The organism is Arthrobacter pullicola, assembly GCF_014836875.1.
Taxonomy (GTDB): domain Bacteria; phylum Actinomycetota; class Actinomycetes; order Actinomycetales; family Micrococcaceae; genus Arthrobacter_B; species Arthrobacter_B pullicola.
Genome location: NZ_JACSQC010000002.1, coordinates 115,168 through 140,733 on the forward strand (window position 1 = coordinate 115,168; position 25,566 = coordinate 140,733).

Consider the following 25,566-nt stretch of genomic DNA (forward strand, 5'->3'; position numbering starts at 1 on the left):
CCGGGGTCCGGCTAGGTCATCGCCAGCACCATGGCCGGTTCGGCCAGCACGTCTGCGATGTCGCGCAGGAACAGTGAGGCTTCTGCCCCGTCCACCAGCCGGTGGTCGAAGGACAGGCTGAGCGTCGTCACCTGCCGCAGCGCAATGCCACCCTCATACTCCCAGGGCTGGCTCCGTACCGCGCCCAGGGCCAGGATGGCGGCCTCCCCCGGATTCAGGATCGGAGTTCCGGCGTCCACCCCAAACACGCCGACATTGGAGATGGAGACCGTGCCGCCGGAGAGCGCGGCCGGAGGGGTCCGGCCATCCCGGGCGGTACCGACAAGATCTGAAATCGCCAGCGCCAGTTCGCGCAGACCCAGGTCCTGTGCGTCCTTGATATTGGGAACCAGCAGGCCCCGGGGCGTCGCCGCCGCGATGCCGAGGTTCACATAGCGGTAACGGATGATCTCCCTGGCCTCCCCATCCCAGCGGGCGTTCAGGCCCGGATGCCGCTGGAGTGCCAGGCAGACTGCCTTGGCGGCCAGGACCAGCGGAGTCAGCCGGACACCGTCAAATTCCCGGCGGGACTTCAGTTTCGTCAACAGGTTCATTGACCCCGTAACGTCCAAGGTGAGGAAAACCGTGGCATGCGGAGCCGTAAAGGCACTGCTAACCATCGCCGCCGCCGTGTGTTTCCGGATTCCGGAAACCGGGATACGTTCCTCGCGGGCTTGCCCCAAATGCGGAGCGTCTTCGACGACGGCCTGCCCGGGGGCGGCCGGTCTCTCCGTGCTGTCCGTGCTGCTGACCCGCTGCACGGCAGCTTCCACATCTGAGCGCAGGATCCTGCCGTCCGGTCCGGTCCCCGTCACGAGGGCCAGGTCGATTCCGAGGTCACGGGCCAGTTTCCGTACGGGCGGGGTGGAGCGCGGCCGTTCCAAGAGCGGTTGGACGGCTGAGGCCGGTTGGACGGCTAAGGCCGGCTGGACGGCTGAATCCGGTTGTACCTTCACCAGTCCCGGGCGGGGTTTTCGGGCCGGGCGTCCGGCCGATTCCGGCTCGGCACCGTATCCCACCAGGGTCGGCTGCCGGCGCGGCGCCTTGGCGGCGGGCTCCTCCGGGTCCGGGATGTCGAAGGAGATGATGGTCGACCCCACCTCCACGACGGTTCCCGGCAGCTCGTGCAGGCGGGCCACCACACCGGCAAAGGGAGACGGCAGCTCCACCACGGCCTTAGCGGTTTCCACTTCCGCGATGACCTGGTTCAGCGCCACCGCCTGTCCCTCCGCCACCCGCCAGCTGAGAATCTCGGATTCGGTCAGGCCCTCCCCCAGGTCCGGCAGCCGGAATTCGCGGATCATCCCTGCACTCCTTCCAGGACTGCCGTCCGGTCCAGGGAATTGGGCCGGCGCATTACCCGGTCCACTCCGTCCAGGATCCGGTCCAGATCCGGAAGATGGTGTTTCTCCAGCCGTGCCGGCGGGTATGGAATGTCGAACCCGGTCACGCGGACCGGTGCATGTTCCAGGTAGTCGAAGCAGCGCTCGGTGATGCTTGCGGCGATCTCCGCGCCCAGCCCGCCGGACTGGGCTGCCTCGTGGGTGACCACCAGCCGGCCGGTCTTCCGCACGGAGGCCTCCACGGCGTCGTAGTCTATGGGCGCCAGCGAGCGCAGGTCGATCACTTCCACGGAGACGCCGTCATCCTGCGCCGCGGCGGCCGCGTCCAGGGCGGTCATCACCAGCGGACCGTAGGCCACCAGTGTCACGTCGGTGCCCGGCGCAGCTATCCTGGCGGCGCCCATCGGGAGGGCACCGTCCAGCGTCAGGTCCACCTCTGCCTTGGTGTGATAGCGGCGCTTGGGTTCGAAGTAAAGGACTGGATCATCGCACTCAACCGCCTGGCGGATCATGGTGTAGGCGTCCTGCGGGTTCGAAACGCTGATTACCCGCAGCCCGGACGTGTGCGTGAAATAGGCTTCGGGAGACTCCGAATGGTGCTCCGGGGATCCGATGCCGCCGCCGAAGGGCACCCGGATGGTCAGCGGCAGTTTCACCGCTCCACGCGTGCGGTAGTGCATCTTGGCCACCTGCGAAACAATCTGGTCGAACGCCGGATAGATGAATCCATCAAACTGGATTTCCACCACCGGCCGATACCCGCGGTACGCGAGCCCGACGGCGGTCCCCATAATCCCGGACTCCGCCAGGGGGGTGTCGATCACCCGGCGGGGTCCGAATTCGGCCTGCAGGCCGTCAGTGATCCGGAAGACGCCCCCCAGCCTGCCGATGTCCTCGCCCATCAGGACAACTTTTGGATCCCCCGCCAGGGCATCGCGCAGGCCGGCCGTGATGGCGCGGCCAAAGGTCATGCTGGTCATCGCAGGCTTCCTTCCGTGACGCTCCCCATCATGGCGAGGTATTGCCGGTAGTGCTCCTGCTGGCGGTCCAGCCAACTGTTAGGTGCCGAGTAGACGTGCGCAAAAACGTCCATGGGCGCCGGCTCGGGCATCCCCGTGCAGGCGTCCCGAAGCTCCCGGGCCAGCGCATCGGCGTCGCGGTCCACGGCCGCCCGGAAGGCGCCGTCGAACTCCCCCTCGGATTCCAGCAGCGCGGCGATCCGGCTGATCGGATCCTTCGCCTGCCAATCCAGAAGCTCGGCCGGGTTCCGGTAGCGGGTCGGATCGTCCGCGGTGGTGTGCGGCCCCATCCGGTAGGTGACCGCCTCGATGAAGGTGGGTCCTCCCCCGCTGCGCGCCCGGTCCAGCGCTTCCCGGGTGGCAGCCAGCGTAGCCAGGACGTCATTGCCGTCCACCCGGATGGACGGAATGCCGAAGCCCGGTGCCCGGTTGGCGACCGGGATCTGCGCCTGCAGTCCCACGGGTTCGGAGATGGCCCATTGGTTGTTCTGGCAGAAGAAGATCACCGGTGCCTGGAAGCTCGCAGCGAAAACCATGGCCTCGTTGACATCTCCCTGGCTGGTGGCGCCGTCGCCGAAGTAGCTGATGGCGGCGTCGTCCAGCCCGTCCTGGCGGATGCCCATGGCGTAGCCGGTGGCGTGCAGGGCCTGCGCACCAATGATCACTTGGGTGGGTGCCATGTTCACGGAAAACGGATCCCAGCCGGCAGCGGCATTGCCGCGCCAGACCCGCATCAGATCTTCGAAGCCCACGCCGCGGACGAACGCCACAGCGTTCTCGCGGTAGCTGCTGAAGACAAAGTCGGATGGCCGCAGCGCCCGGGCCGAGCCTATCTGGGCTGCTTCCTGCCCGAGGAGCGGAGGCCAGAGGCCCAGTTCACCCTGCCGCTGCAGGGATGTGGCCTCGGTGTCGATCCGTCTGACCAGGACCATATCCCGGTACAGGCCGCGGAGCGCCCCGGCATCAATGTCCTCGACCCAGCGGTCGTAGAGGGCGTCACGGATGCGGGAGCCATCGGGGCGGATGAGCTGGAGGTACGGGTCGTGCGGTTCCGTCCCGGTGTTTTCGGGATGGTCCGCCGGGATATGCAGGGACACTTTGATACGCATCCTTCCGTGGTGGAACCCCGGGGGTGTTGGGGTCCAAACCTGTGGCCGGGCGGCGTTGCCCAGATAAGTGTGACCCTACTCACACCGGGCATGCCGTACAACTGTGCGCGCTCGGATTGCGCACTCTGCCCTGCCGGGAGGGATTTGCCCGTGCTAGCGTTGCGCACTATGCAGATTTTGGACGGCACCGACTTCCGGGTCCTGCGGGCCATGGCCACCGATCCGCGGCGGACTGTCGTGGCCCTGGCGGGCCGGCTCGGCATCTCCCGCAACACCGTTCAGGCACGGCTGTCCCGGATGGAAACCAAGGGTGCCTTCCTTTCCTTCGAGCGGCGCATCAATCCCGTGGCGCTGGGCTACCCCCTGATGGCTTTTGTCCACGTCCATGTCCAGCAGCAGCGGCTCGCTGAGATCACCGCGGAGCTCTCCGCCATCCCGGAAGTCGTGGAAGCCCACGGCCTCACCGGGGCGGCGGACATCCTGCTGCGGACGGTCGCCGTCGACGCCGAGGACCTGTTCCGGGTCAACAAGGCCATCCTGGCGGTGCCCGGCGTCGAGCGCTCCGACACCACCTTGGCGATGGGCGAGCTGATCCCCTACCGGGTGTCCCCGCTCCTTGACCGCGGGCCGGCCGGTACGGACTGACCCGGCCGAACCGCTGACTCCGTTACCGCTGGCTTAACGGGGCAGGCGCCCTCCCCCTGAGGGGAAGGCGCCTGTCCTGCTTGCTGCCGGGCGCGGACTTAGTGGTCCACAGCCTTTTCCGCGCCGACGCCGGTCAGCGAACGGATTTCCATCTCTGCCTGCTTTTCCGGCGACTCGTTGTCCTTACTCGTGATCGTGCCCAGCCAGCCGAGGAAGAAGGCCAGCGGGATCGAGACGATACCCGGGTTGTTCAGCGGGAAGAAGGAGAAGTCGGCACCGGAGATCATCGAGGTTTCCGCACCGGACATCACCGGCGAGAAGATGATCAGGCCGATGGCCGAGCCCAGGCCGCCGTACATGCTCCAGAGTGCGCCACGGGTGTTGAAGCGGCGCCAGTAGAGCGAGTAAAGGATGGTCGGCAGGTTCGCACTGGCCGCGACAGCGAAGGCCAGGGCCACCAGGAAGGCGACGTTCTGCCCCTGGGCGCCGATGCCGCCGAGAATCGAGACGACGCCGATGACCAGCACAGTGCGGCGGGCCACCTTCACTTCGCTCTCGGAATCAACCTTGCCCTTGCGCACCACGTTCGTGTAGATGTCATGGGCGAAGGAAGCTGCGGCAGTGATGGTCAGGCCTGCCACGACCGCCAGGATGGTGGCGAACGCGACGGCCGATATGAGTCCCAGCAGCACCGGACCGCCCAGCGCGAAGGCCAGCAGCGGTGCAGCCGAGTTCACTCCACCCGGTGCGGAGGTGATGGTTTCCCGTTCGATCATGGCGGCGGCGCCGTAGCCGAGCACCAGGGTGAACAGGTAGAAGAGACCGATCAGCCAGATGGCCCACACAACGGAGCGCCGGGCTTCCTTGGCGGTCGGCACCGTGTAGAAGCGCATCAGCACGTGCGGCAGGGCCGCGGTGCCGAGGACCAGGGCCAGGCCGAGCGAGACGAAGTCCAGCTTGGAGGTCTCGGACTTGCCGTACTGCAGTCCCGGGTCCAGGATCGCCGGGTTACCGGACATCTCGACGGCGGCACCGAGGAGCTCGGAGAGGTTGAAGCCGTTCAGTGCAAGTACCCAGACCGTCATTACTGCGGTGCCGGCGATCAGCAGGCAGGCCTTGATGATCTGCACCCAGGTGGTGCCCTTCATACCGCCAACCAGTACGTAGATGATCATCAGCGCGCCAACGATCGTGATCACCAGGGACTGGCCGACCTTGGAGTCGATGCCCATCAGCAGGGACACGAGTCCGCCGGCGCCGGCCATCTGCGCCAGGAGATAGAAGAAGCAGACTGCCAGCGTGGTGATGGCGGCGGCGATGCGCACCGGACGCTGCTTGAGCCGGAAGGAAAGCACATCGGCCATGGTGAACTTGCCGGTGTTGCGGAGCATTTCAGCTACCAGCAGCAGGGCTACGAGCCAGGCGACAAGGAAGCCGATCGAGTACAGGAACCCGTCATAGCCGTTGATGGCGATGGCGCCGACAATACCCAGGAAGGATGCCGCCGACAGGTAGTCGCCGGCAATGGCCGTTCCGTTCTGCGGTCCGGTGAAGGACCGGCCTGCGGCGTAATAGTCGGCCGCGGTCTTGTTGTTGCGGCTGGCACGGAGCACCACAACGAGCGTGACGGCGACGAACAGGCCGAAGATCAGCATGTTCAGCCAGCCGCTCTCCTGCACCTTCTCAGCGGTGACAGCAGCGGAGATGTTCAGCGTGTTCATTTGGTCTCCTCCGGACGGGTTACGCCCTGGGCCTCAAGTTCCCCGCGCAGTTCCGCGGCGATCGGGTCCATCCTGCGGTTGGCGTAGCTGACGTACCACATGGTGATGCCGAACGTGCTGACGAACTGCAGCAGCCCCAGGATGATGCCGATGTTGACGTTGCCGAACACGGGCGTTGACATGAATTCATGGGCGTAGTCAGCAAGCAGGACGTAGGCGAAATACCAGATCAGGAAGACTGCGGCCATCGGAAAGATGAAGCTGCGCTGGCGTTTGCGCAGCTCCTGGAACCGAGGCGACCGCTGGACTTCCTGGAAGTCGACCGGTGCCGCGCTTCCGGGGTGTGATTGTGGCTGGTGTTCAGCCATCTCTCCTCCTTGGGTTGGGCACTTGCGTACGGCATCCGGGTCCGGGATCCATGGCGGATCCCCAACACCACGCACCGTCTGTGATGGCCATCACTTTTCCAACTCCGGGAGCCTCCTGCCACTTTCGCCGCACCCAGGTCGGTGAACGGACCGTTCCGTGCGCCCAACGGCATGTCAGCGGCCGCTTGGCCCTCCCGGGACTGGGTAGGGTTTAGGCATGCCTGCAGCCGTCGACGTCGCCCTGGTCTGCGCCATTGCCGTGCTTACCCTCGCCGCAGTGGGCGCACTCGGCTACCGGTTGAGCCGGTCGCAGCGGGATTTGGGCTCCGACGCCGAGCGCGCCGCCTACGCGACCCTGCATACCGCGTCACTGGCTGCACGGCATCTGCGGTCGGGCCTGACGCCGGCCGGCGCCTCCCGCGCCAGCCGGCATCTGCGGGGGCTGCTGCGGTGCGAAACGCTGCTGCTGACGGATACCGCCGCCGTGCTCGCCTGGGAGGGGTCGCTGCCTGACACTCCGGCCCGCCGCGAGCGGGTCCTGCTGGCGGCGCGCGGGGTCCAGGACAGCGGCCGCACCAGGGTGTTCCGCGGCCCGGCGCTGCGGGCGCTGGGGCTTGACGACGGCGGCGAGCTGCTCATCTGCCCGCTGCGGGTGAACGGGCAGGCCGCCGGAACGCTGGGCGTATTCGCCCCGGCCCTGAATGCAGGGCTGATCCGCGCCACGAACGATGTGGCCGACTGGGTGGCCGCGCAGCTGGAATTGATCGAACTCGACACCTCGCGTGCCCTGTTGATGGAGGCTGAGGTAAGAGCCCTGCGGGCGCAGATCAGCCCGCATTTCATCTACAACTCGCTGAACGCCATCGCCTCCTACATCAACACGGATCCGGCCCGGGCGCGCGAACTGGTGGTGGAGTTCGCTGATTTCACGCGGTACTCGTTCCGCCGGCACGGGGATTTCACCACGCTTGCCGAAGAACTGACCTCCATTGACCGCTACCTGCTGCTGGAGCGGGCCCGGTTCGGAGAACGCCTGAAGGTCAGCCTGCAGATCAGCCCCGAGGTCCTGGGCGCCGTCATCCCGTTCCTGTCCCTTCAGCCTCTGGTGGAGAACTCGGTCCGGCATGGCCTGGAAGCGCTCGACGGTGTCGGCCACATCACCATTTCGGCACGCGATGCCGGCGCGATGGCGGAAATTACCGTGGAGGACAACGGTGTGGGGATGGATCCCGACGCGCTGCGCACCCTGCTCGCGGGCCACGCCGAAGGCGACCATGTGGGGCTGCGGAACGTCGATGTGCGGCTTCGCCAGCTTTACGGCGACGCGCACGGGCTGGTGATCGACACGGCCGAGGGCGCCGGGATGCTGATCACCATGCGCGTCCCCAAGTCACAGCCCGGTCACCGGACGTAGAGCAAGTAGTCTGGGTCACATGTCCAATTCCGCAAAGCTGCTGAACGTGGTGGTTGTCGACGATGAGGTCCCTGCCGTGGAGGAACTGGCGTTCCTGCTGGGCAGGGATGCCCGTGTCGGAACCATCCTGCGCGCCTCCAGCGGAGCCCAGGCCCTGCACGCACTCGAAACGGCCGACGTCGACGCCATTTTCCTGGACATCCACATGCCGGCACTGTCCGGACTGGACATCGCCCGCGCCCTCGCCCGCAGGGAACGCCCGCCCGCCGTCGTCTTCGTCACCGCCGATGAAGATCATGCACTGGACGCCTTCGAACTGGCGGCACTGGACTATCTGCTCAAGCCGGTGCGCCCCGAGCGGCTGACCGAGTCGGTGCGGCGGATCAGCGAATCCCTGGCCGGCGCCGAGACGGCTTCAACAGGCGACGGCGATGTGGTGACAGTGGTCCAGGGCGCCACCACGCGGATGATCCGCCGGGAGGACATCCAGTATGTGCAGGCGCAGGGCGACTATGCCCGGCTGCATACCGCAGAGACCAGCTACCTGGTCAGGATTCCGCTGGCGGAACTCGAAGCGCAGTGGGCGGACGCGGGGTTCCTCCGTATCCACCGCTCCTATTTGGTGGCACGGCACCAGATCCGGCAGGTCCGCCTGTCCGCGGGGCGGGCGAGCATCCGGATCGGCACGGTGGAACTGCCCGTCAGCCGCAGGCACCTGCCGACCGTCCGCAGCACGCTGGAGACCGGCCGGGTCAGGCCAACGGCATGACCATGGAAAACCGTCCGCCGCGGGTACGGGTGACTGCCCCGGCCCGCCCGGGGTCAGCCGCACCGGTTTTCCCGGTTGCCCGCGAACTCGACGAGCAGACCGAAGTAGGGGAAGTTTTCCTGTCCTCCCTGATCCGGTCGCAGCTGCGGCTGGCCCTGGTAGTGGCCGGCGGATTCGGCTTGATCCTGCTCGGCGTACCGCTGCTGCTGGCAGCGGTCCCCCAGATCGGCGAACTGGCGGCGTTCGGCATTCCGGTGCCCTGGCTGCTGCTCGGCTTGGGCGTGTATCCGCTGGTGATTGTCAGCGGGGCCCTGTATGTGCGCAGCGCCAACCGGAACGAGGCGCGTTTTCAGGACCTGCTCGACGATGCGTAGTTCCGCATGACCTGGGAGGTAAGCGCCGGTGTCGGATACGCGGCACTGGCCGCCGTGACGGCCGCGACCCTGCTGATCGGCGCCTACGGGCTGCGGATCTCCCGCACCACCAGCGACTTCTACGTCGCCTCCCGCACGGTGAAACCGTGGTGGAACGCCTCGGCGATCGGCGGCGAGTACCTCTCCGCCGCCAGTTTCCTGGGGATCGCGGGGCTGGTGCTGGTCTCCGGCGCTGACGCACTGTGGTTTCCGATCGGCTACACCGCCGGTTACCTGATGCTGCTGCTGTTCGTCGCCGCTCCGCTGCGCCGGTCAGGTGCCTACACGGTGCCGGACTTCGCGCGGGCCAGGCTGGAGTCGCTGCCGGCCCGAAGGGTGACCAGCCTGCTGGTGGTGGCGGTCGGGTGGCTGTACATCGTCCCGCAGCTGCACGGCGCCGCCCTGACCGTGAGCCTGACCACCGGGTTGCCGGGCTGGGTCGGCTCCGCGGCGGTGGTTGTCATTGTGTGCCTGAGCGTCCTGAGCGGCGGCATGCGCTCGATCACCTTCGTCCAGGCCTTCCAGTACTGGCTTAAACTGGCGGCCCTGGCCGTGCCTGTCCTTTTTATCCTGTTCCGGCTCGGCGCCGAGGGCACCTCCTGGACCGGCCACGGAGCGGCGTTCGCCATGGGACTGGATCCGGTCATGGCCGATTCCGTTTACCGGAACGTGTCGCTGAGCATCGCACTGCTCTGCGGTACGCTCGGCCTGCCGCATGTGCTGGTGCGTTTCTACACCAATCCGGACGGGGTCTCCGCGCGGCGCACCACGCTGATTGTGCTCGGGCTGCTGTCCATCTTTTATGTCTTTCCCACCCTGTACGGGATCCTGGGCCGGATCTACCTGCCGGAGCTGGCGGCCGAGGGGAACGCAGATGCCACCGTTCTGCTGCTGCCGGCACAGATTTTCGACGGCGCGTTGGGAGACCTCCTGGCTGCGTGCGTGACGGCCGGAGCGTTCGCAGCGTTCCTCTCCACCAGCAGCGGACTCATCGTGTCCCTGGCGGGAGTAATCAGCCAGGAACTGTTCCGCGGCAGTGTCAGCGGATTCCGTGCCGCCACCCTGCTGGCGGGGGCGGTTCCGCTGGGCCTGGCCCTGCTGACGAATACGCAGGCGCTGGCCGGCAGCGTCGGGATGGTCTTTGCCTTCACGGCCTCCACGCTGTGTCCCCTGCTGCTGCTGGGTATCTGGTGGCGCCGTCTGACGGCGGCCGGCGCGGTCGCGGGAATGCTCACCGGAGCGCTGCTCTGCGGCGGAGCGATCGTGGCCGGAGGCGTGCTCTCGCTGTCCGGAAGATTGGTGCCGGTCCTGCTGGAACAGCCAGCTGCGTGGACGGTCCCGGCCGCGTTTGCCGTGACAGTCGGTGTTTCCCTTCGGGCCCCTGGTGCGGTTCCGGCGGGTACCGCACGGTTCCTGGCCAGGCTCCACACCCCCGAGCGGCGGGTCAGCCGCTAGCGGCCGGCGCTCCGCTAGTCGATCGCGGCCATGAGTTCGACAACCCGGTCCAGGAACGCGTCCACTTGGGTTTCCTCATAGCCTGCGTCGCCCTTGGCTTCGCGGAAGACTGCCCGGCGGACGACGTCGACGCTCAGCGGCTTGTCGTGTTCAAAATAGCCGAGGAGCTCGTTGCACAGTGCATCGACGTCGCGCACGTTGTAGCTGTGCGCCCGCTTCTTGGAGGGACGGCGGAACCGCTCCCCCGGTTTGCGGTGCAGGCGTGCGCGCAGGACGGCAGATGTGCGGCCGATCTGGAGCAGCCAGGCTTCTTCGCCCTTTTCCTGAATGAGGCGGTCGCGCTCGCGCTGGGAGAAAACATCTTCCAGCCGGTCCAGGGCCGCGTCGACTGCCTGCGCTTCGTAGCCTCCCTTGGCAGGGTCGAAGGCCATGGAACGGACGTGGCTGCTGGTGATGACTTTTGCTCCAGGCTTCTCAGAGTTGTAGTAATTCCGGGCCCGGGTCAGGAATTCGTCGACCTGGCGGACGTTGTAGCCGTACTCCCTGCGGCCCACACGCTCAAAGGGGGCACTGGCCTGCCTCACATCGTTCATGGTCAACTAATCCTTTAGTGTCAAGTCTTCTTCCGCCACGGGATGCGGGACCGTCGAAAATATCTTACGTGCAAACCGGTCCGGGACCCGGTAATGACTCCCCGGACGGACGCTACATTGCGCCGGGCACCAGCAGGACGGACAGCAGGAAGACCACCGGGGAAGCGAAGACCACGGAATCCAGGCGGTCCATGGCACCCCCGTGGCCGGGCAGCAGGTTGGACATATCCTTCACGCCCAGCTCGCGTTTGATCATCGACTCAGAGAAGTCCCCGGCCGTCGCCGCGGCGACGGTGGCCACTGCCAGCACCAGACCAAACCACCACGGCTGGTCCAGGAAAAGCACGGCGGCGAGGATGCCCACAATGGTGGCACCGGCAACGGATCCGCCGAAGCCTTCCCAGGATTTCTTGGGGCTGATCTTGGGGGCCATGGGATGCTTGCCGGTCAGCGCACCGACCAGATAGCCGCAGGTGTCATTGGCAACCACGAGCAGCAGCAGGACAGCCACCCGGATCTGCCCTTCCGGCTCGCGCAGGAGAAGCAGCGCGAAGCTGAGCAGGAAGGGAATCCACAGGATCACGAAGACGCCGGCCAGGATGCTCCGCAGGGCGTCCTGGGCCGTATCGATGGCACGCCAGAGCAGGACCGCGATGCCGGTGCCCGCCAGCGCGAAGGCCAGGGCTTCCGTGCCGCCGAAGTAGGCGGCCAGCGGTACTGCCACGGACCCCACCAGCACCGGCACGTGCGGAACCTTGATCCCGCGCACCTCCAGCGCCCGGGAGACCTCCCAAACCCCCACAACGGAGAAGGCCGCGGCGATGGCCACGATGGCCAGGGGGCTGAACAACAGGCCCACCATGAGGGCGCCCAGGAGGACGAGGCCGACTGCTATGGCTGCGGGCAGGTTGCGCCCTGCTTTGGAAGGCTTGCGTTCGGCTCGTTTGCGGGCAGCGGAGTTACGTGCCCGTCGTCCGTCAGGAACGCTCATATCCGTGCCCTTCGCTGCCGGGCCTGCCTCAGGAGACGGGGAACCGCCAGCCTGGGTTGGAGGCTGGGATTGGCTCATCAGACCTCGAGCAGCTCGGCTTCCTTGCGCTTCAGCAGGTCATCGATGGACTCCGTGTGTGCCTTGGTCAGCGCATCAAGGTCCTTCTCGGCACGGGCTCCGTCGTCTTCGCCGATCTCTCCATCCTTGACCAATCGATCCAGGGAATCCTTGGCCTTGCGGCGGATGTTCCGGACGGAAACCTTGGCGTCTTCGCCCTTGCCACGGACGATCTTGACGTATTCCTTGCGGCGGTCCTGTGTCAGTTCGGGCATGATCACACGGATGACCTTGCCGTCGTTGGAGGGGTTCGCGCCCACTTCGGAGTCACTCAGTGCCCGTTCAATGGCACGCAGTGCGGTCACATCGTAGGGCGTGATCAGGAGTGTGCGGGCGTCCGGCGTCGCGAAGGAGGCCAGCTGCTGCAGCTGGGTCGGGGAACCGTAGTAGTCCACCAGGACCCGGGAGAACAGTGCCGGGTTGGCCCGTCCTGTCCGGATGGTCGAGAAGTCCTCCTTGGCGACCTCCACAGCCTTGTCCATTTTGACGGCCGCCTCTTTCAAGGTCTCTTCGATCACGGTGTCTCCTCAGTACAGGGAAGCCATTGCAGGAAAATACCCATGCAGTGGCACGGTTTGGGCTCTTCTACCATCCTAACCCGCGCGGCTCCCCGCCTGCGCACCCGCGGCGGTACCGGGGCTGTGCAGGCGGGGAGCCGCCGCGGGAGAGGAAATGCTAGTTGGAGACGATCGTGCCGATCTTTTCACCACGGATCGCCCGCGTGACGTTGCCTTCGCCCTCCATGCCGAACACCACCATGGATAGGTTGTTGTCCTTGCACATGGTCATTGCCGTCTGGTCCATGACCCGGATGTCCTGGCGCAGGGCGTCGTCATACGTGAGCGTTTCCAGCCGGGTGGCCGTGGCGTCCTTGTTCGGATCGGCGGTGTAAACGCCGTCAACGCCGGACTTGGCCATCAGAACCTCATCGGCATGCACCTCAAGGGCGCGCTGAGCGGCGACGGTGTCCGTGGAGAAGTAGGGCAGACCGGCGCCGGCACCGAAGATGACCACGCGGCCCTTCTCCAGGTGCCGGATGGCGCGCCGCGGGATGTAGGCCTCGGCGACCTGGCCCATGGTGATGGCGCTCTGGACGCGGGTTTCCACGCCTGCCTGCTCCAGGAAGTCCTGCAGCGCGAGGCAGTTCATCACCGTGCCCAGCATCCCCATGTAGTCGGCACGGGAGCGGTCCATGCCGCTGAGGGAGAGCTCAGCTCCCCGGAAGAAGTTGCCTCCGCCCACAACAATGGCGGTTTCGACCTCTCCGACTGTCGCGGCGATCTGCTTGGCGACTCCGCGGACAGTCTCGGGATCCACGCCCAGCTTTCCGCCGCCGAAAACCTCTCCGGAAAGTTTGAGCAGGACGCGGCGGCGCGGGGTTTCAGTTTCGTTCAGGGCGTGATCCATGGTGCCTCCCGGGGCGTTGGCTGAAGGTAACTTGTCAGCTGTTTTCAAGAATAGTGAGGTGTTTCGGACAGGCAAAAGGGGTGGCCACCTTTCGGTGGCCACCCCCTCAATGCCATCATGGCGCGTCCGCAGTGCGTCCGCTGTTGCTTAGGGCCTTAGGCGCCTACGCGGAACCGTGCGAAGGCGGTCGGCTTGACGCCGGCCTCTTCCAGCACGGCAGCGACGGTCTTCTTCGAGTCCTTGGCGAACGGCTGGTCCAGCAGGACGATTTCCTTGAAGAAACCGGTCAGGCGGCCTTCGACGATCTTGGGCAGCGCGGCTTCCGGCTTGCCTTCGGCGCGTGCGGTTTCGTCAGCGATGCGGCGCTCGTTCTCCACGATGTCCGACGGAACTTCGTCGCGGGTCAGGTAGGTCGGAGCGTAAGCAGCGGTGTGGACGGCGACGTCGTGGGCTGCGGTGAAGGCAGCGTCACCTTCGCCGTCAACAGCGAAGAGCACGCCAACCTGTGCCGGCAGATCCTTGGAGGTCTTGTGCAGGTAGGCATCAACGGTCTTGCCTTCGATGCGTGCAACGCGGCGGACGACGACCTTCTCGCCCAGGATGGCGCCTTCTTCGACGACGATCTCGGAGAGCGGCTTGCCGTCGACTTCGTAGGCCAGCAGGGTTTCGGCATCGGCAGCGCCGGATTCGATTGCAGCAGCCAGGACGCGGTCAGCCAGTTCAATGAACTTGGCGGATTTGGCGACGAAGTCGGTCTCGCAGTTGAGTTCGATCATGACACCGACGGTGCCGTCGATGACCTTGGCAGCAACCAGGCCCTCAGCGGTCGAACGGCCTTCGCGCTTGGTGGCGCCCTTCAGGCCCTTGATGCGGATGAGCTCCATGGCCTTGTCGGCATCGCCGTTGGCCTCGTCGAGAGCTTTCTTCACATCCATCATGCCGGCGCCTGTGCGCTCGCGCAGAGCCTTGATATCAGCAGCGGTGTAGTTCGCCATTTGGACTCCAGTCCTCCCGTAATAAAAGTAATGGTGCTGTTCCGCCGCGCGGCCGGCAGGGAATCCCGGCCAGCCGCGCTGAGCAGATTTCCCAAAGATGGCTGCCTCTCGGCAGCCATCTTTGGGGACTTCGTTTTACTTCTCCGTTGCGCCCTCAGCCTGAGCTTCGGCAGCCGGTGCTTCTGCAGCTTCGGCGGCCGGTGCTTCAGCGGCGGCTTCGGCAGCCGGTGCTTCTGCGGCTTCGGCGGCCGGAGCAGCTGCACCTTCGAGCAGTTCGCGCTCCCACTCAGCCAGCGGCTCAGCCGGGGCTTCGGTGTTGCCGGCCTTGTTGTGACGGGCGATCAGGCCCTCCGCAACGGCGTCGGCAATAACGCGGGTCAGCAGGTTGACGGAGCGGATGGCGTCGTCGTTGCCCGGGATCGGGAAGTCGACGTCGTCCGGATCGCAGTTGCTGTCGAGGATGGCAACAACCGGGATGTTCAGCTTCTGGGCCTCGTCAACGGCGAGGTGTTCCTTCTGGGTGTCCACGATCCAGACCACGGACGGAGCCTTGGTCAGGTTGCGGATGCCGCCGAGGTTGGTTTCCAGCTTGGTCAGCTCACGCTTGAGGAGCAGGAGCTCCTTCTTGGTGTGGCCGGAAGCCGCGACGTCGTCGAAGTTGATCTCTTCGAGTTCCTTCATGCGCTGGATGCGCTTGGCGACAGTCTGGAAGTTGGTGAGCATGCCACCGAGCCAGCGCTGGTTGACGTAGGGCTGACCAACACGGGTGGCCTGCTCTGCGATGGCTTCCTGGGCCTGCTTCTTGGTACCGACGAACAGTACGGTTCCGCCGTGGGCAACGGTGGCCTTGACGAACTCGTAGGCGCGGTCGATGTAGGACAGCGACTGCTGCAGGTCGATGATGTAGATGCCGTTGCGCTCGGTGAAGATGAAGCGCTTCATCTTCGGGTTCCAACGGCGGGTCTGGTGACCAAAGTGGACGCCGCTGTCGAGCAGCTGGCGCATTGTAACGACGGGCATGTCGTCACTCCTTCCGGCAGCCGGCGGCGCTTAGCGCACGCGGGTAAAACTGCCTATTGACGGTTGATTGCGAAGCACCCGGCGGGTGCTGCTCCTGGTGCCCATCAGCCGTCGTCCTGTGACAGATGCCGGCGTGCGTCCCTTTACCGGTGTTGACCGGACCGTAGGAACGCACCCACTTTCCCTTTGCAGGGAACATGGATAGTTGGGGCACGCGTAGTCAGCCTGCGGCGCGTAAACCTGATCTCTGCTTCAACCGGGAAGGATTCCAACGACCGTCCTGAGGCGGTCGTTGGGAATTCCTGACTGGGCAGAGTGAATCAGCACGCAGCAAACTGCTTCGTCAAGTGTACTACAGCGCAGGCCCCGCTCCGTCCTCTTCCCCTCCACAGTGCGGGGATGCTGCCGGGACCTTCGTGCTCCTCCACAGATGCCTTGTTGCGCTGCCGTGGCTGCCGTTTGGAGGAGTGGACTGTGCACCATGTCTATTCAGCCCACCTTGCCTGATGAACCGGACCTGCGGCAGCCGGCCCCGTCGTCCGCCATCCGGCCGCCCGCCGGAGAGACGGCCTCTGCCCGCTTTGCCCGCCTTGCACCAGGTGGCCATCCGGAGCGCCCGCACCCGGTGCGGCTGCATCTCCTGCGCCATGCGGCCGGTCCGACACTGCTGACGGCCCGGGTGGCGGCGTGGTTGGCGGCACTGCTGGTGGCGCTGCTGGCTGGGCTGCTCGCAGTGCTGTTCATGTCGGCCGCCGCTGCAGATACGCCCGCGGCCGGAGCCACTCTGCCCGCTTCCCAGCCGGTTCCGGCTGGCCCATGGGACTGGCCGCTGACACCAGAACCCGGGGTGATCCGTCCGTTTGATAAACCCGGGCAGCGCTGGCTGGCCGGGCATCGCGGAGTTGATCTGGCCGCTTCCGCCGGGGACGCCGTTCGCAGTCCGGCACCTGGCGTTGTCCGCTTCGCCGGGCATGTTGTGGACCGGCCCGTGCTCACCATCGACCACGGTGACGGGACACTGAGCAGTTTCGAACCCGTTGCGGCAACGGTGTCCGTGGGCGAAACGGTAACCGCCGGGCAGACCATTGGACTGCTGACTCCGGGCGGCGGCCTGGCGACCGCCGACCCACACGACCGCAGTGCACCGGAACGCAGTCAGCCGCACTGCCCAACTACCTGCCTGCACTGGGGTGTGCGGCTTGCCGGGGAGTATGTTGACCCCCTGCGTTTCCTTCTGGACCGCCGGCCAAGCGTTTTGCTTCCATTGGCCGTTGGATCGAATCGGGATGAATGAACACCCGTCCGGCGGATCGGGTGACTGATCCGCCGGAGGGGTTGTCGGATTAGACGAACGCTGCGATGCCGGTGATGGCCCGTCCGGTTACCAAGGTGTTGATTTCGTAGGTTCCCTCGTAGGAGTAAATCGCTTCCGCGTCGGAGAAGATCTTCGCCATCCCGTAATCCGTGACGATTCCGTTGCCGCCAAGGATGCTGCGCCCCAGGGCAACCGATTCCCGCATGCGGGCCGTCGTGAAGGCCTTGGCCAGCGCAGACTGCTCATCCTTGGCGCGGCCTTCGTCCTCGAGCTGGGACAGGCGGACCATCATACCCATCGAGCTGATGGTGTTGCCGAGGATCTGCACCAGCTGCTCCTGCACCAGCTGGAAGGAAGCCAGCGGCTTGCCGAACTGCTCGCGCTCCACCGCGTAGCGGCGGGCGACGTCGAACGCAGCCATCTGCTGTCCGACAGCCTGCCAGGCAACGCCGAGACGGGTAACCTTGAGGACCTTATTGGTGTCCCGGAAGCTGTTGGCCCCCTTGAGGTGGAAGTCATCGCTCACCACCACGTTCTCCAGGACGATGTCTGCGTTCTGCACGGTGCGCAGTGCGATCTTGTTCTCGATCTTGGTGGCTGAATAACCCTCGGTCCGGGTATCCACAAGGAACCCCTTGACCTGGTTGTCTGCTTCGTCGCGGGCGTAAATGACGACCCAGTCGGAGAACGTGGCATTTCCGATCCAGCGCTTGGCACCGTTCAGGATCCAGTTCCCGCCCTCGCGCCGTGCGGTAGTCCGGGTTCCGCCGGCCACATCCGAACCACCCAGCGGCTCGGTGAGCCCAAAGGCGCCGATCTTCTTCAGTGAGTAGATATCCGGGAGCCAGGCCTCCTTCTGCTCGTCGGAGGCCAGCGCTTCGATGGAGCCGGTGAACAGTCCGTCATGGACACCCATAAACGTAGCGAACGAGGTGTCTGCGCGGGTGAACTCGGCATGGCAGAGGCCGGCAAAAAGGTTGGAATAGCCCTGCCGGTAAACCGGGGACACAACGTCGAGTTCAGCCAGCTTGGGGATCATGTGCATCGGGAATTCCCCGGCATTCCACCAGTCGTTGGCGTGGGGCTTTACTTCAGCCGTGAGCCAGGCACGGATCTCATGAAGACGGTCCCGCTCCTTGTCACTGAGCAGGTCCTCGAATGCGTAGAAGTCGCCGTCCGCGTACGGGAGGTTATCGACGTCGATAGTTGCCATGAGATGTCCTTCGCTGATCCTGGGGTCATCCGGACAGTCAAGCCGGCTGCCCCTATGTTACCCACGAGTAACATCGAAGCACAATCCCCGCTCTCCGGGATGTTGTCCCCGGGCACGCCCCGCCCGCAGCGCCTGGGGCACAAAAAACACCCCGGTCCGAGGACCGGGGTGTTTCCAGGCCTTGAGACCTGGGACTTTGTGAAGACTGGACGAAAACCGGGGACTCTCGGAGGCTTCTAAAACCTCCGGGAATCCCCGGAAACACGGTAGGGCTGGTGGGGCTTGAACCCACGACCGACGGATTATGAGTCCGCTGCTCTGACCGGCTGAGCTACAGCCCCGCGTGAACCCGCCGAATCCGGCAGGCAGTATAGACATCCTAATGTGCAGCGGGCCCGGCTACCGAATTCCCCGGACGCGCCCCGGGCTTACACGTCCAGCGCGCACTCCGGACGACTTCGGCCGCAAAGGCCGGTCAGCTTCTGCCGGCCTTCCCTCCGTTTGGGGACTCCCCTGCCCGTTGGTGACATTCCTGCCGTTCGGTGGCTTCGTTTCCCTCCGCTTCGGGACTCCCCTGCCCGATGGGGACTTTCCTGCGCGGCGCCGCGGCAGGAAAGTCCCAAACTGGTCGAATTGTCCCAAAACGGAGCGATTCCGCAGATCCCCCGGCGCCCGGTCCAGCCCGCCGGACCAGTCCAGCCCGCAGGACCTGTCCCAGCCCGCCTAGGCGACTGCAGCCAACCTAGGGAATGCCCGCCACGCTGTCCGCGCCGCGGTAGAGGTCCTCGAAGGTGGACAGGGTGCCTTCCAGGCTGTGCGGCTCCACCATTTCCCGGCTGTGCCGGCCCATGGCAGCGCGCTCTTCAGCGGGCAGCGTCAGGATCTCGGTAATCCGTTTGGCCAGTTCGGCGCTGTCGCCGGGCTGGAACAGGTAGCCGTTGCGGCCGTGGTCCACCAGGTGCGGCAGCGCCATGGCATCGGCGAGGAGAACCGGCGTCGATGCTGACATGGCTTCGAGGGTAACCAGGGACTGCAGTTCGGCGGTGCCAGGCATACAGAACAAATCTGCGCGCAGGTACGCCAGGCGAAGTTCTGCATCATCCACCAGCCCGCGGAACACCACGCGGTCCTGGAGGCCGAGCCGGGCGGCCTGGGCTACCAGCGCGGACTTCACCTCACCGCCACCCACGATTTCGACGTGCACGTTCAGCTCCCGCGGAGTCTTCGCCACTGCGTCGATGATGACGTCCACGTGCTTTTCCTCGGCGAGCCGTCCGACGAACAGGACGGTGGGATGCTCGGGACGCTGGATCTCCTCCCCGGGCAGGGTTTCGTAGGCCGAGGCATCGATGCCATTGGACAGCGGCAGTACGTCGGGCAGGGACGCGTACTCGGTCATTGCCTTCGCTGCCAGCGGGGTCGGGGTGGTGACGACGGCGGCATTGCCCATAACGCGGCCCATGTCCCGCCACGAGTTCCGGGCGACTATCCGCTTGAACCACTTGGGGAAAGGCAGGAACGGGTCCAGGTTTTCCGGCATGAAGTGGTTCGTCGCGATCACGCGGATTCCGCGCTTGCGTGCCTCGTAGAGGGTGTACTCCCCCACCATGTAGTGGCACTGGATGTGCACTACATCCGGTTTGACCCGGTCCAGCAGCATCGAAATGTGCTTCTTGATTTCCCACGGCAGGCAGATCCGCCAGTATTCGTGGGTGGGTACTCCATGGGAGCGGAGGCGGTGCACGGTCCACGGACCGTCCGTCTCCGAATGGGCCGGGCCGCTGCCGGGGCTGGGGGCCAGCACATGGACGTTGTGCCCCCGGCCGTGCATCCCCTGTGCCAGGCGGAAACCGAATTGGGCTGCCCCGTTCAGGTGGGGCGGGTAGGTGTCGCAGGCGATCAGGATGGTCAGCGGTTTATCTGCCGGTTCCTCGGTCACGGGGAAGTCCTCTTTTGGAGTTTCGATGGTCAGGTCGGGTGCGCGTCAGGGCTTGCGGGCCGCCGCTGGCTTCTGCCGCCGCTTCTGGTTCGCCCGGCGCTTGATGACGTCCGGGTGATATCTGGACAGGGCGACCACCCCAACAATAGCAATCAGGGCGCAGACTCCCATCGCAACACCCAGGACAGCGGGGACATCGGGGCGAAGTTCATTGAGCACGCCAATCCCAATGGCGATGCCGACCATGGGATCAATAACTGTCAGCCCGGCAATGACCAGGTCCGGCGGGCCGCTGGAATAGGCACTCTGCACGAACCAGGCGCCCAGCCCTCCCGCCACCGCGATGCCGACCAGGGTGTACCAAGGCACGTTCAGCAGGAACCGTCCATTGGGATCCAGCAGGTCCGCAGCGATGGTCTTGGTCAGGACCGCGACAAAACCGAAGAGGATGCCTGCCCCGAGGATATGGGCGATGGCCCCCAGACGCTTCCCGAAAAGCAGGTTGAGCAGACCAAAAAATGCGACGACGACGGCGAGGATCAGCACAATGGTGATCTCCTGGCGGGGCTCAACGGTCTGCTCGGTACGGGTGGCACCGACGGCCAGCAGCACAAACAGCATGCTTCCGGCCACACAGGCCACGATCGATACCACCGTGATGCGGTTCAGCCGCAGGCCCTGATCGCGGGAGTTGACGATGGTGGTGATCACCAGGGCCAGCGACCCGATCGGCTGGACCACTGTCAAGGGCGCCATGGCGAGAGCCACGACATTCAGGGCGGTGCCCGTCGCCAGCAGGAGCAGGCCAAAGAGCCAGCGCGGATTGCGCAGCAGGCGCAGAATCCCCGAGGAGTTCAGGTCCAGTCCGCCGGTGTCTGCGCTGACGGCGCTGCCCTGGCGCTGTGCTCCGAAGGCCAGGAAGACAGCACTGGCCAGGGCACAGGCAATCGCGATTCCGGTCATGGCTGCAGACACTCAGGACAAGCCGCGGCCCGGCAGGGATCAGCAAGCATGGGGCGACCCCTCAGGGACCGCGGCCTGCCGCCGGTATTTCCGCCAGGACTGCACCATGTACCCGGCGAAGGCCAGCAGATGTCCAATGCAGCCAAGCAGCAGCACGGCGTTTCCGGCGGTGCCGAGCCAGGCGTAGTCGAAGCCCGGGACCCGCTGCAGCAGCAGCATCGGTGCCCCGAGCAGCAGCAGAGCGGTTCGGATCTTGCCGATATTGCTCACCGGCAGGTTGGGACTGCCCCGGAAGAGGATCAGCGAGTTTGCCAGGAGGATGATGTCCGGGATCACGATTGCCCACACGAGCCAGGTGGGGGCAATCCCGTCAATGACGAAGACGACCGCCACGATGATCAGGGCCAGACGGTCAGCGGCGGGGTCGAGCCATTTCCCCGTCTTGGAAACCTGGTCCAGGCGCCGGGCCAGATAGCCGTCAACCCAGTCCGTGCACCCGATGATCACCAGTGTCAAAAAAGCCGGACCATAGCTGTCCCGGGCAATAAACCATACAAAGAGCGGGACGCCAAGGAACCGCAGGATGGTGATCAGGTTGGGGACGGTCCAGAAGGTATCCAGGACCCGCTCCCCCCGGCCCGGACGAGAACCGGCGCCGATGAGTCTGATCACTATCCGGCTCCCCTTGCCTTTCTGTCCACGGTGCTATTTGCGCAGGAGCCTGCGCAGGAGAATGCCCATGGCTACGAGTGAAGCGCCCAGCACGGCGAGCGGCTGTTTCCGTTCGCGGAGCATCGCACCGACTTCGTCAGCTGTGCCCCCGGATTCATTCCCGGAGCCGGAGCCTGCGGTACCGGACCTGCGGGCCGCAGCACGGCGGGCCTTGAGCTCAGCCATCTGCTTCTTGACATCGGCTTTCTCGCCGAGCCCGTCGCGGACCGCCGCCATGTGTTCGCGGCGCTGGCGGAGCCGGATCCGCAGTTCCTCGGGTGTCGGCTTGCGGACGGCGTCCTCAGGCTTCTCCTGCTGGTCCTTGCCTTCGTCCTTGGCCTTGGGCTGCTTCGGCTTATCCAGGGTGGCCGGGTCGAAGCTGCGGCCTTCCTTGAGGACTCCCAGGTCGTACCGGACTCCGCGCAGGGCATCCTCCGGCAGCAGGGGCATGGTCTTCTTGAACCGGGAGATGCCGATGAGTGCCGCAATGCCGGCGATCACCAGGAACAGGGCTGCGATGAGCAGTGCCGCCAGCCAGGCCGGCATCACCGTGGCCAGTCCGAGAATTGCGGCAGCGATCAGGGCAACGCCGAGGGCGGCGAGGAACAGGAGGGCGACCACCAGCAGGCCGGCTGCAATACCGGCCTTGATGCCCTTCTGCTTCATCTCTGCCAGTGCCAGGGCCAGCTCGTCGCTGATCTGCCGCGGCAGCAGGCGCGCCATGACCTTGGACAGGCCAACAATCGAGGAGCTCCCGTTGGCCCGTTGGGTCCTGGTGCTTGCGGAGCTGTTCATCGACCCTGCTTCCGTCTGCTGGTTAGTCGTTGCCATTACCCAAAATTACCATTCTCCTCAGATTTCACGGCTTGGTCATGTTCACCGTCTGCCCCAGCAGTCACAAATTATCCCGGTCGGCTTCCAATTCACGGCCCGAGAGCTCGGGCAGTTTCGTCTTGACGAACCAGAACGAGACCACGGCGAAGATGGTAAAGATCGCGTACATAATCCACAATCCGAAGTTTTCGCTGACCCAGGGGAAGGAGAGCGTCACGATGAAATTGAACACCCAGTTCACCATGGTGCTCAGCCCCAGTGCCAGTGACCTGATTTTGTTCGGGAAGATCTCTCCCAGCGTCACCCACATCACCGGCCCCCAGGTGGCGGCGAAGAAGACCACGAACAGGTTCGCACCGACCAGGGCGATGGCTCCCCACGGCTGGGGCAGCAGGATTTCTCCGCTGCTGTCATCGGCCTGGAAGAAGGAGACCGTCGCGGCCAGCAGGCCGATGAACATGCCGATCGAACCGATCATCAGCAGTTTCCGCCGGCCGACCCGGTCAACGAAGGCAATGGCGACGATTGTCATCAGCACATTGACCACCGAGGTGATCACCGACGTCGTAAAGGAATCGGATTCGCTGAACCCGACCGACTGCCACAGGGTGGTCGAGTAGTAGAAAATCGCGTTGATGCCCACCAGCTGCTGGAGCGCTGCGATGGACATACCGACCCACAGGATGGGTTTCAATCCGAGCATGCTGCCGCGCAGGTCTGCATAGGTCGCGCGTTCTTCGTGCTCGAAACTGTCCCGGATCTCGGTGATCTTGCGGTCCGTGTCCTGTACGCCGGTGATGTCCCGGAGCACCCGGGCCGCCTCCTCATCGCGGTTCTTCCGCACCAGGTACTGCGGAGACTCGGGAATCGTCAGTGCGAGGATGCCGTAGACAATCGCCGGGAAAACTCCGACCAGCAGCATCCAGCGCCAGGCGGCCATCCCCCACCAGAGTTCGTTGAACGCACTTCCGGCAGCGTTGGCCAGGAAGGCATCGGAGAGCAGCGCCGCAAAAATACCCAGTGTGATCGCCAGCTGCTGGATGGATCCCAGCGCACCGCGCCATTTGGCGGGCGCCACTTCGGCGATGTAGCCCGGCGCGATGACGGAGGCGGTGCCGATGGCGAGGCCGCCGATCAGGCGCCACAGCATCAGGTCCCAGACGCTGAACGCCCAGGCGGAGCCCACGGAGTTCAGTGCGAAGAGGATGGCAGCCGTGACCATAACACTCTTCCGGCCGAGCCGGTCCGCCAGCTGTCCGGCGAACCAGGCGCCGATGGCACAGCCGAGCAAAGTGATGGCGACGGTGAAGCCCAGGACACCTGCGCTGAGGTCGAATTCGCCTCCAATGGCATCAACGGCACCGTTGATGACGGCGGTGTCGAAACCGAAAAGCAGGCCTCCGACTGCGGCGGCAATGGTTACGCCTATGACTTTCGCGGGATGCGAAACGTGCCCCGCACCTTCCTGGCTAGGCCCTGTCTGACTGGCACCCATCGGTTCCTCGGCTTTCGTCGTGCTGGGAATAACCAATAAAGCCTACTTCAACAGTAAGCATGCTTTGTGGTGCTGGGAACGGCGGTGTCTTGAATCGGGCACCGGCAGTGGTGTCAGCGGCTGGCGGGGCGGTGCTGCGGGAACACAAAAGCGCTCCGGGCCGCAGCCCGGAGCGCTTGGTGGTGTTACGTCTGTGGGTTACGGCGCGCTGGCTGCGGCAGCATCCCCCACCGCGGCTGCAACTGCAGGCGCCACCCGGGGGTCCAGCGGGCTGGGCACAATGTGGTCTGCGGCGAGCTCATCACCGACCAGGTCTGCGATCGCCTGGGCAGCTGCGGCCTTCATAGCGGACGTGATCCGGCGGGCACCGCTGTCCAGCGCGCCGCGGAAGATCCCGGGGAAGGCCAGCACGTTGTTGATCTGGTTCGGGAAGTCGCTCCGGCCGGTGGCGACCACTGCCGCGTAGCGTGAGGCGACGTCCGGGTGGATTTCCGGGTCCGGATTGGACAGGGCGAAAATGATCGGCTCCGGAGCCATCGTTGCCAGGACATCCTCCGGCACGGTGCCGGAGGAAACTCCCACGAAGACGTCCGCTCCGGCCATGGCCTCGGCAACGCCGCCTTCCAGGTTCCGCGGGTTTGTCCGCCCCGCGAGGTCGGACTTCACACCCGCCAGGTCCCGCCCGGTGGAGAGTATTCCGCGCGAATCCAGGACAACGACGTCGTTGATTCCGGCTTCCAGCAAAATGTTGGCGCAGGCAACGCCGGCGGCCCCGGCACCGGAAATGACCACGCGGAGACCGGCGAGTTCCTTATCGGTGACCCGGGCGGCGTTGGTCAGGGCAGCCAGCACCACAACCGCGGTGCCGTGCTGGTCATCGTGCATCACGGGGCAGTCCAGGGCCTCGATCAGGCGCTCTTCCAGCTCGAAGCAGCGCGGCGCGGAAATGTCTTCCAGGTTCACCGCCCCGAAACTGGAGCGGAGCCGGACCAGGGTCTCGATAATCTCGTCCACGTCGGTGGTCTCCAGGACCAGCGGAATCGAGTTCAGTCCGCCGAAGGTCTTGAACAGCGCCGATTTGCCTTCCATGACCGGAAGCGAGGCCGCGGCACCAATGTTTCCCAGCCCGAGTACGGCGGTGCCGTCGCTGACCACAGCGACCAGGCGCGAGGCCCAGGTATGCGTCCCGGCCAGGGCCGGATCGGCCGCGATCGCGCGGCTGACCTGGGCAACGCCCGGCGTGTAGGCGATGGAGAGTGCGCGGGCGGAATCCAGCGGCAGCGTTGTTTCGACCGAGAGCTTTCCGCCGTCATGGGCGGCAAAGATCTCATCGGTGCTGATGGCAGAGGGGGTCACTGTGGACGGCATGGTTTCACTCCTGATGAAGGTCCGAAGAGGGCCACGTGGCGGAACCGGCTGGATCAGCGGCCGCAGAAGCGCGGAAAGTACGGAACAGTAGGGTTCCGGGGCGGGCATCAGGATAGGTACGCCTCTGCCGCGTCCGGCCCCGGAGATTGGTGTGTCCAGGCCCAGTCATGCGGCAGATTCCCCAGTGTAGCGGCGCGGCACAGAGATTCTGCAAATGTGTTTCCGCAGCGGCGACGGGCAGCACGGCTCTTCGCCGTGGAGAAAGAAAACCCCCGAGCAGGCACGGGGCCTTCGGGGGTTCTCTGGTGGC

General features: G+C 65.4%; 24 protein-coding genes and 1 tRNA gene. 6 read left to right on the forward strand and 19 right to left on the reverse strand.

Annotation, left to right across the window (positions count from 1 at the left end; translation table 11 throughout):
- Window positions 1–11: 11 nt before the first annotated feature.
- From H9638_RS03930 to pdhA, 3 genes are read right to left on the reverse strand one after another with little or no spacing between them, the layout of a single operon-like run.
- Window positions 12–1,343, reverse strand: a complete 1,332-nt coding sequence (locus tag H9638_RS03930) for a dihydrolipoamide acetyltransferase family protein (RefSeq protein ID WP_191745916.1) — start codon at window positions 1,341–1,343, stop codon at window positions 12–14.
- Entirely contained in the window at window positions 1,340–2,362 is a 1,023-nt protein-coding gene (locus tag H9638_RS03935; RefSeq protein ID WP_191745917.1) for an alpha-ketoacid dehydrogenase subunit beta, read from the reverse strand. The genes H9638_RS03930 and H9638_RS03935 overlap by 4 nt, the downstream gene beginning before the upstream one ends.
- Complete coding sequence (gene pdhA / locus H9638_RS03940; RefSeq protein WP_191745918.1) at window positions 2,359–3,510, reverse strand: pyruvate dehydrogenase (acetyl-transferring) E1 component subunit alpha; 1,152 nt, start codon at window positions 3,508–3,510, stop codon at window positions 2,359–2,361. Before pdhA ends, H9638_RS03935 begins: the two co-directional genes overlap by 4 nt.
- Window positions 3,511–3,678: 168 nt before the next feature.
- On the opposite strand from pdhA, the gene H9638_RS03945 reads away from it, so the two are divergent.
- A complete protein-coding gene (locus tag H9638_RS03945) occupies window positions 3,679–4,155 on the forward strand; it encodes an Lrp/AsnC family transcriptional regulator (RefSeq protein WP_191745919.1) in 477 nt (158 codons plus the stop codon).
- 98 nt (window positions 4,156–4,253) lie between these two features.
- Here the strand turns inward: H9638_RS03945 and H9638_RS03950 are convergent, their stop codons facing one another.
- Entirely contained in the window at window positions 4,254–5,876 is a 1,623-nt protein-coding gene (locus tag H9638_RS03950; RefSeq protein WP_191745920.1) for a solute symporter family protein, read from the reverse strand.
- Complete coding sequence (locus H9638_RS03955) at window positions 5,873–6,244, reverse strand: DUF485 domain-containing protein (protein WP_191745921.1); 372 nt, start codon at window positions 6,242–6,244, stop codon at window positions 5,873–5,875. The genes H9638_RS03950 and H9638_RS03955 overlap by 4 nt, the downstream gene beginning before the upstream one ends.
- Window positions 6,245–6,461: 217 nt before the next feature.
- Here H9638_RS03955 and H9638_RS03960 point away from each other — a divergent pair, with 217 nt between their 5' ends.
- Genes H9638_RS03960 through H9638_RS03975 form a run of 4 tightly spaced genes read left to right on the forward strand, consistent with a single transcriptional unit; the run spans window position 6,462 to window position 10,295 of the window.
- Window positions 6,462–7,658: a sensor histidine kinase gene (locus H9638_RS03960; protein WP_191745922.1), complete on the forward strand. Its 1,197-nt coding sequence runs from the start codon at window positions 6,462–6,464 to the stop codon at window positions 7,656–7,658.
- A gap of 37 nt (window positions 7,659–7,695) precedes the next feature.
- Window positions 7,696–8,427: a LytR/AlgR family response regulator transcription factor gene (locus H9638_RS03965; RefSeq protein WP_191746327.1), complete on the forward strand. Its 732-nt coding sequence runs from the start codon at window positions 7,696–7,698 to the stop codon at window positions 8,425–8,427.
- Window positions 8,424–8,801: a hypothetical protein gene (locus H9638_RS03970; protein WP_225216990.1), complete on the forward strand. Its 378-nt coding sequence runs from the start codon at window positions 8,424–8,426 to the stop codon at window positions 8,799–8,801. The genes H9638_RS03965 and H9638_RS03970 overlap by 4 nt, the downstream gene beginning before the upstream one ends.
- A gap of 6 nt (window positions 8,802–8,807) precedes the next feature.
- Window positions 8,808–10,295 (forward strand): sodium/solute symporter, encoded by a 1,488-nt coding sequence (locus tag H9638_RS03975; protein ID WP_191745923.1) that lies wholly within the window; start codon window positions 8,808–8,810, stop codon window positions 10,293–10,295.
- Window positions 10,296–10,309: 14 nt separating this feature from the next.
- On the opposite strand, the gene H9638_RS03980 is transcribed toward H9638_RS03975, so the two are convergent.
- The 6 genes from H9638_RS03980 to rpsB form a co-directional block, all read right to left on the reverse strand.
- Window positions 10,310–10,888 carry a DivIVA domain-containing protein gene (locus H9638_RS03980; RefSeq protein ID WP_404799624.1) on the reverse strand — a complete coding sequence of 193 codons (579 nt, stop codon included), beginning with the start codon at window positions 10,886–10,888 and terminating at the stop codon, window positions 10,310–10,312.
- Window positions 10,889–11,000: 112 nt separating this feature from the next.
- Window positions 11,001–11,879, reverse strand: a complete 879-nt coding sequence (locus tag H9638_RS03985; protein ID WP_225216991.1) for a phosphatidate cytidylyltransferase — start codon at window positions 11,877–11,879, stop codon at window positions 11,001–11,003.
- 77 nt (window positions 11,880–11,956) lie between these two features.
- Window positions 11,957–12,514: a ribosome recycling factor gene (gene frr / locus H9638_RS03990; protein ID WP_066302582.1), complete on the reverse strand. Its 558-nt coding sequence runs from the start codon at window positions 12,512–12,514 to the stop codon at window positions 11,957–11,959.
- Window positions 12,515–12,671: 157 nt separating this feature from the next.
- The gene (gene pyrH, locus H9638_RS03995) at window positions 12,672–13,403 is read right to left on the reverse strand and encodes a UMP kinase (RefSeq protein ID WP_191745926.1); all 732 of its coding nucleotides are present in this window, start codon (window positions 13,401–13,403) and stop codon (window positions 12,672–12,674) included.
- A gap of 155 nt (window positions 13,404–13,558) precedes the next feature.
- Window positions 13,559–14,398, reverse strand: a complete 840-nt coding sequence (tsf, locus tag H9638_RS04000) for a translation elongation factor Ts (protein WP_191745927.1) — start codon at window positions 14,396–14,398, stop codon at window positions 13,559–13,561.
- A 135-nt stretch (window positions 14,399–14,533) separates the two neighbouring features.
- A complete protein-coding gene (gene rpsB / locus H9638_RS04005) occupies window positions 14,534–15,418 on the reverse strand; it encodes a 30S ribosomal protein S2 (RefSeq protein ID WP_191745928.1) in 885 nt (294 codons plus the stop codon).
- Between the two features lie 481 nt (window positions 15,419–15,899).
- Between rpsB and H9638_RS04010 the strand changes: the two genes are divergently transcribed.
- The gene (locus H9638_RS04010; protein ID WP_318241774.1) at window positions 15,900–16,712 is read left to right on the forward strand and encodes a M23 family metallopeptidase; all 813 of its coding nucleotides are present in this window, start codon (window positions 15,900–15,902) and stop codon (window positions 16,710–16,712) included.
- 49 nt (window positions 16,713–16,761) lie between these two features.
- Here H9638_RS04010 and H9638_RS04015 read toward each other — a convergent pair whose 3' ends face one another.
- From H9638_RS04015 to H9638_RS04050, 8 genes are all read right to left on the reverse strand, one after another.
- Window positions 16,762–17,946, reverse strand: coding sequence for an acyl-CoA dehydrogenase family protein (locus H9638_RS04015; RefSeq protein WP_191745929.1), 1,185 nt, complete (start codon window positions 17,944–17,946; stop codon window positions 16,762–16,764).
- A 267-nt stretch (window positions 17,947–18,213) separates the two neighbouring features.
- Window positions 18,214–18,287, reverse strand: a tRNA-Ile gene (locus H9638_RS04020).
- A 401-nt stretch (window positions 18,288–18,688) separates the two neighbouring features.
- Entirely contained in the window at window positions 18,689–19,885 is a 1,197-nt protein-coding gene (locus H9638_RS04025; RefSeq protein WP_191745930.1) for a glycosyltransferase, read from the reverse strand.
- A gap of 45 nt (window positions 19,886–19,930) precedes the next feature.
- Window positions 19,931–20,848, reverse strand: a complete 918-nt coding sequence (locus tag H9638_RS04030; RefSeq protein ID WP_191745931.1) for a DMT family transporter — start codon at window positions 20,846–20,848, stop codon at window positions 19,931–19,933.
- Between the two features lie 39 nt (window positions 20,849–20,887).
- A complete protein-coding gene (locus H9638_RS04035) occupies window positions 20,888–21,520 on the reverse strand; it encodes a CDP-alcohol phosphatidyltransferase family protein (RefSeq protein ID WP_318241775.1) in 633 nt (210 codons plus the stop codon).
- A gap of 33 nt (window positions 21,521–21,553) precedes the next feature.
- Window positions 21,554–22,390, reverse strand: a complete 837-nt coding sequence (locus tag H9638_RS04040) for a phage holin family protein (RefSeq protein ID WP_191745932.1) — start codon at window positions 22,388–22,390, stop codon at window positions 21,554–21,556.
- A gap of 64 nt (window positions 22,391–22,454) precedes the next feature.
- Window positions 22,455–23,924, reverse strand: a complete 1,470-nt coding sequence (locus H9638_RS04045) for a sugar porter family MFS transporter (protein ID WP_225216992.1) — start codon at window positions 23,922–23,924, stop codon at window positions 22,455–22,457.
- 162 nt (window positions 23,925–24,086) lie between these two features.
- Entirely contained in the window at window positions 24,087–25,256 is a 1,170-nt protein-coding gene (locus H9638_RS04050) for an NAD(P)-dependent malic enzyme (protein ID WP_191745933.1), read from the reverse strand.
- Window positions 25,257–25,566: the final 310 nt, after the last annotated feature.

Excerpts from the sequence above, each read along its gene's own strand:
- H9638_RS04010 (WP_318241774.1), top strand. The coding sequence starts at position 15,900 with ATGTCTATTCAGCCCACCTTGCCTGATGAACCGGACCTGCGGCAGCCG.
- H9638_RS04015 (WP_191745929.1), bottom strand. The coding sequence starts at position 17,946 with ATGGCAACTATCGACGTCGATAACCTCCCGTACGCGGACGGCGACTTC.
- H9638_RS03950 (WP_191745920.1), bottom strand. The coding sequence starts at position 5,876 with ATGAACACGCTGAACATCTCCGCTGCTGTCACCGCTGAGAAGGTGCAG.
- H9638_RS03960 (WP_191745922.1), top strand. The coding sequence starts at position 6,462 with ATGCCTGCAGCCGTCGACGTCGCCCTGGTCTGCGCCATTGCCGTGCTT.
- pyrH (WP_191745926.1), bottom strand. The coding sequence starts at position 13,403 with ATGGATCACGCCCTGAACGAAACTGAAACCCCGCGCCGCCGCGTCCTG.
- H9638_RS03975 (WP_191745923.1), top strand. The coding sequence starts at position 8,808 with ATGACCTGGGAGGTAAGCGCCGGTGTCGGATACGCGGCACTGGCCGCC.
- H9638_RS03985 (WP_225216991.1), bottom strand. The coding sequence starts at position 11,879 with ATGAGCGTTCCTGACGGACGACGGGCACGTAACTCCGCTGCCCGCAAA.
- H9638_RS04030 (WP_191745931.1), bottom strand. The coding sequence starts at position 20,848 with ATGACCGGAATCGCGATTGCCTGTGCCCTGGCCAGTGCTGTCTTCCTG.
- rpsB (WP_191745928.1), bottom strand. The coding sequence starts at position 15,418 with ATGCCCGTCGTTACAATGCGCCAGCTGCTCGACAGCGGCGTCCACTTT.
- tsf (WP_191745927.1), bottom strand. The coding sequence starts at position 14,398 with ATGGCGAACTACACCGCTGCTGATATCAAGGCTCTGCGCGAGCGCACA.
- H9638_RS03935 (WP_191745917.1), bottom strand. The coding sequence starts at position 2,362 with ATGACCAGCATGACCTTTGGCCGCGCCATCACGGCCGGCCTGCGCGAT.
- H9638_RS03980 (WP_404799624.1), bottom strand. The coding sequence starts at position 10,888 with ATGAACGATGTGAGGCAGGCCAGTGCCCCCTTTGAGCGTGTGGGCCGC.
- H9638_RS03955 (WP_191745921.1), bottom strand. The coding sequence starts at position 6,244 with ATGGCTGAACACCAGCCACAATCACACCCCGGAAGCGCGGCACCGGTC.
- H9638_RS04040 (WP_191745932.1), bottom strand. The coding sequence starts at position 22,390 with ATGGCAACGACTAACCAGCAGACGGAAGCAGGGTCGATGAACAGCTCC.
- pdhA (WP_191745918.1), bottom strand. The coding sequence starts at position 3,510 with ATGCGTATCAAAGTGTCCCTGCATATCCCGGCGGACCATCCCGAAAAC.
- H9638_RS03970 (WP_225216990.1), top strand. The coding sequence starts at position 8,424 with ATGACCATGGAAAACCGTCCGCCGCGGGTACGGGTGACTGCCCCGGCC.
- H9638_RS04050 (WP_191745933.1), bottom strand. The coding sequence starts at position 25,256 with ATGCCGTCCACAGTGACCCCCTCTGCCATCAGCACCGATGAGATCTTT.
- H9638_RS03930 (WP_191745916.1), bottom strand. The coding sequence starts at position 1,343 with ATGATCCGCGAATTCCGGCTGCCGGACCTGGGGGAGGGCCTGACCGAA.
- H9638_RS03945 (WP_191745919.1), top strand. The coding sequence starts at position 3,679 with ATGCAGATTTTGGACGGCACCGACTTCCGGGTCCTGCGGGCCATGGCC.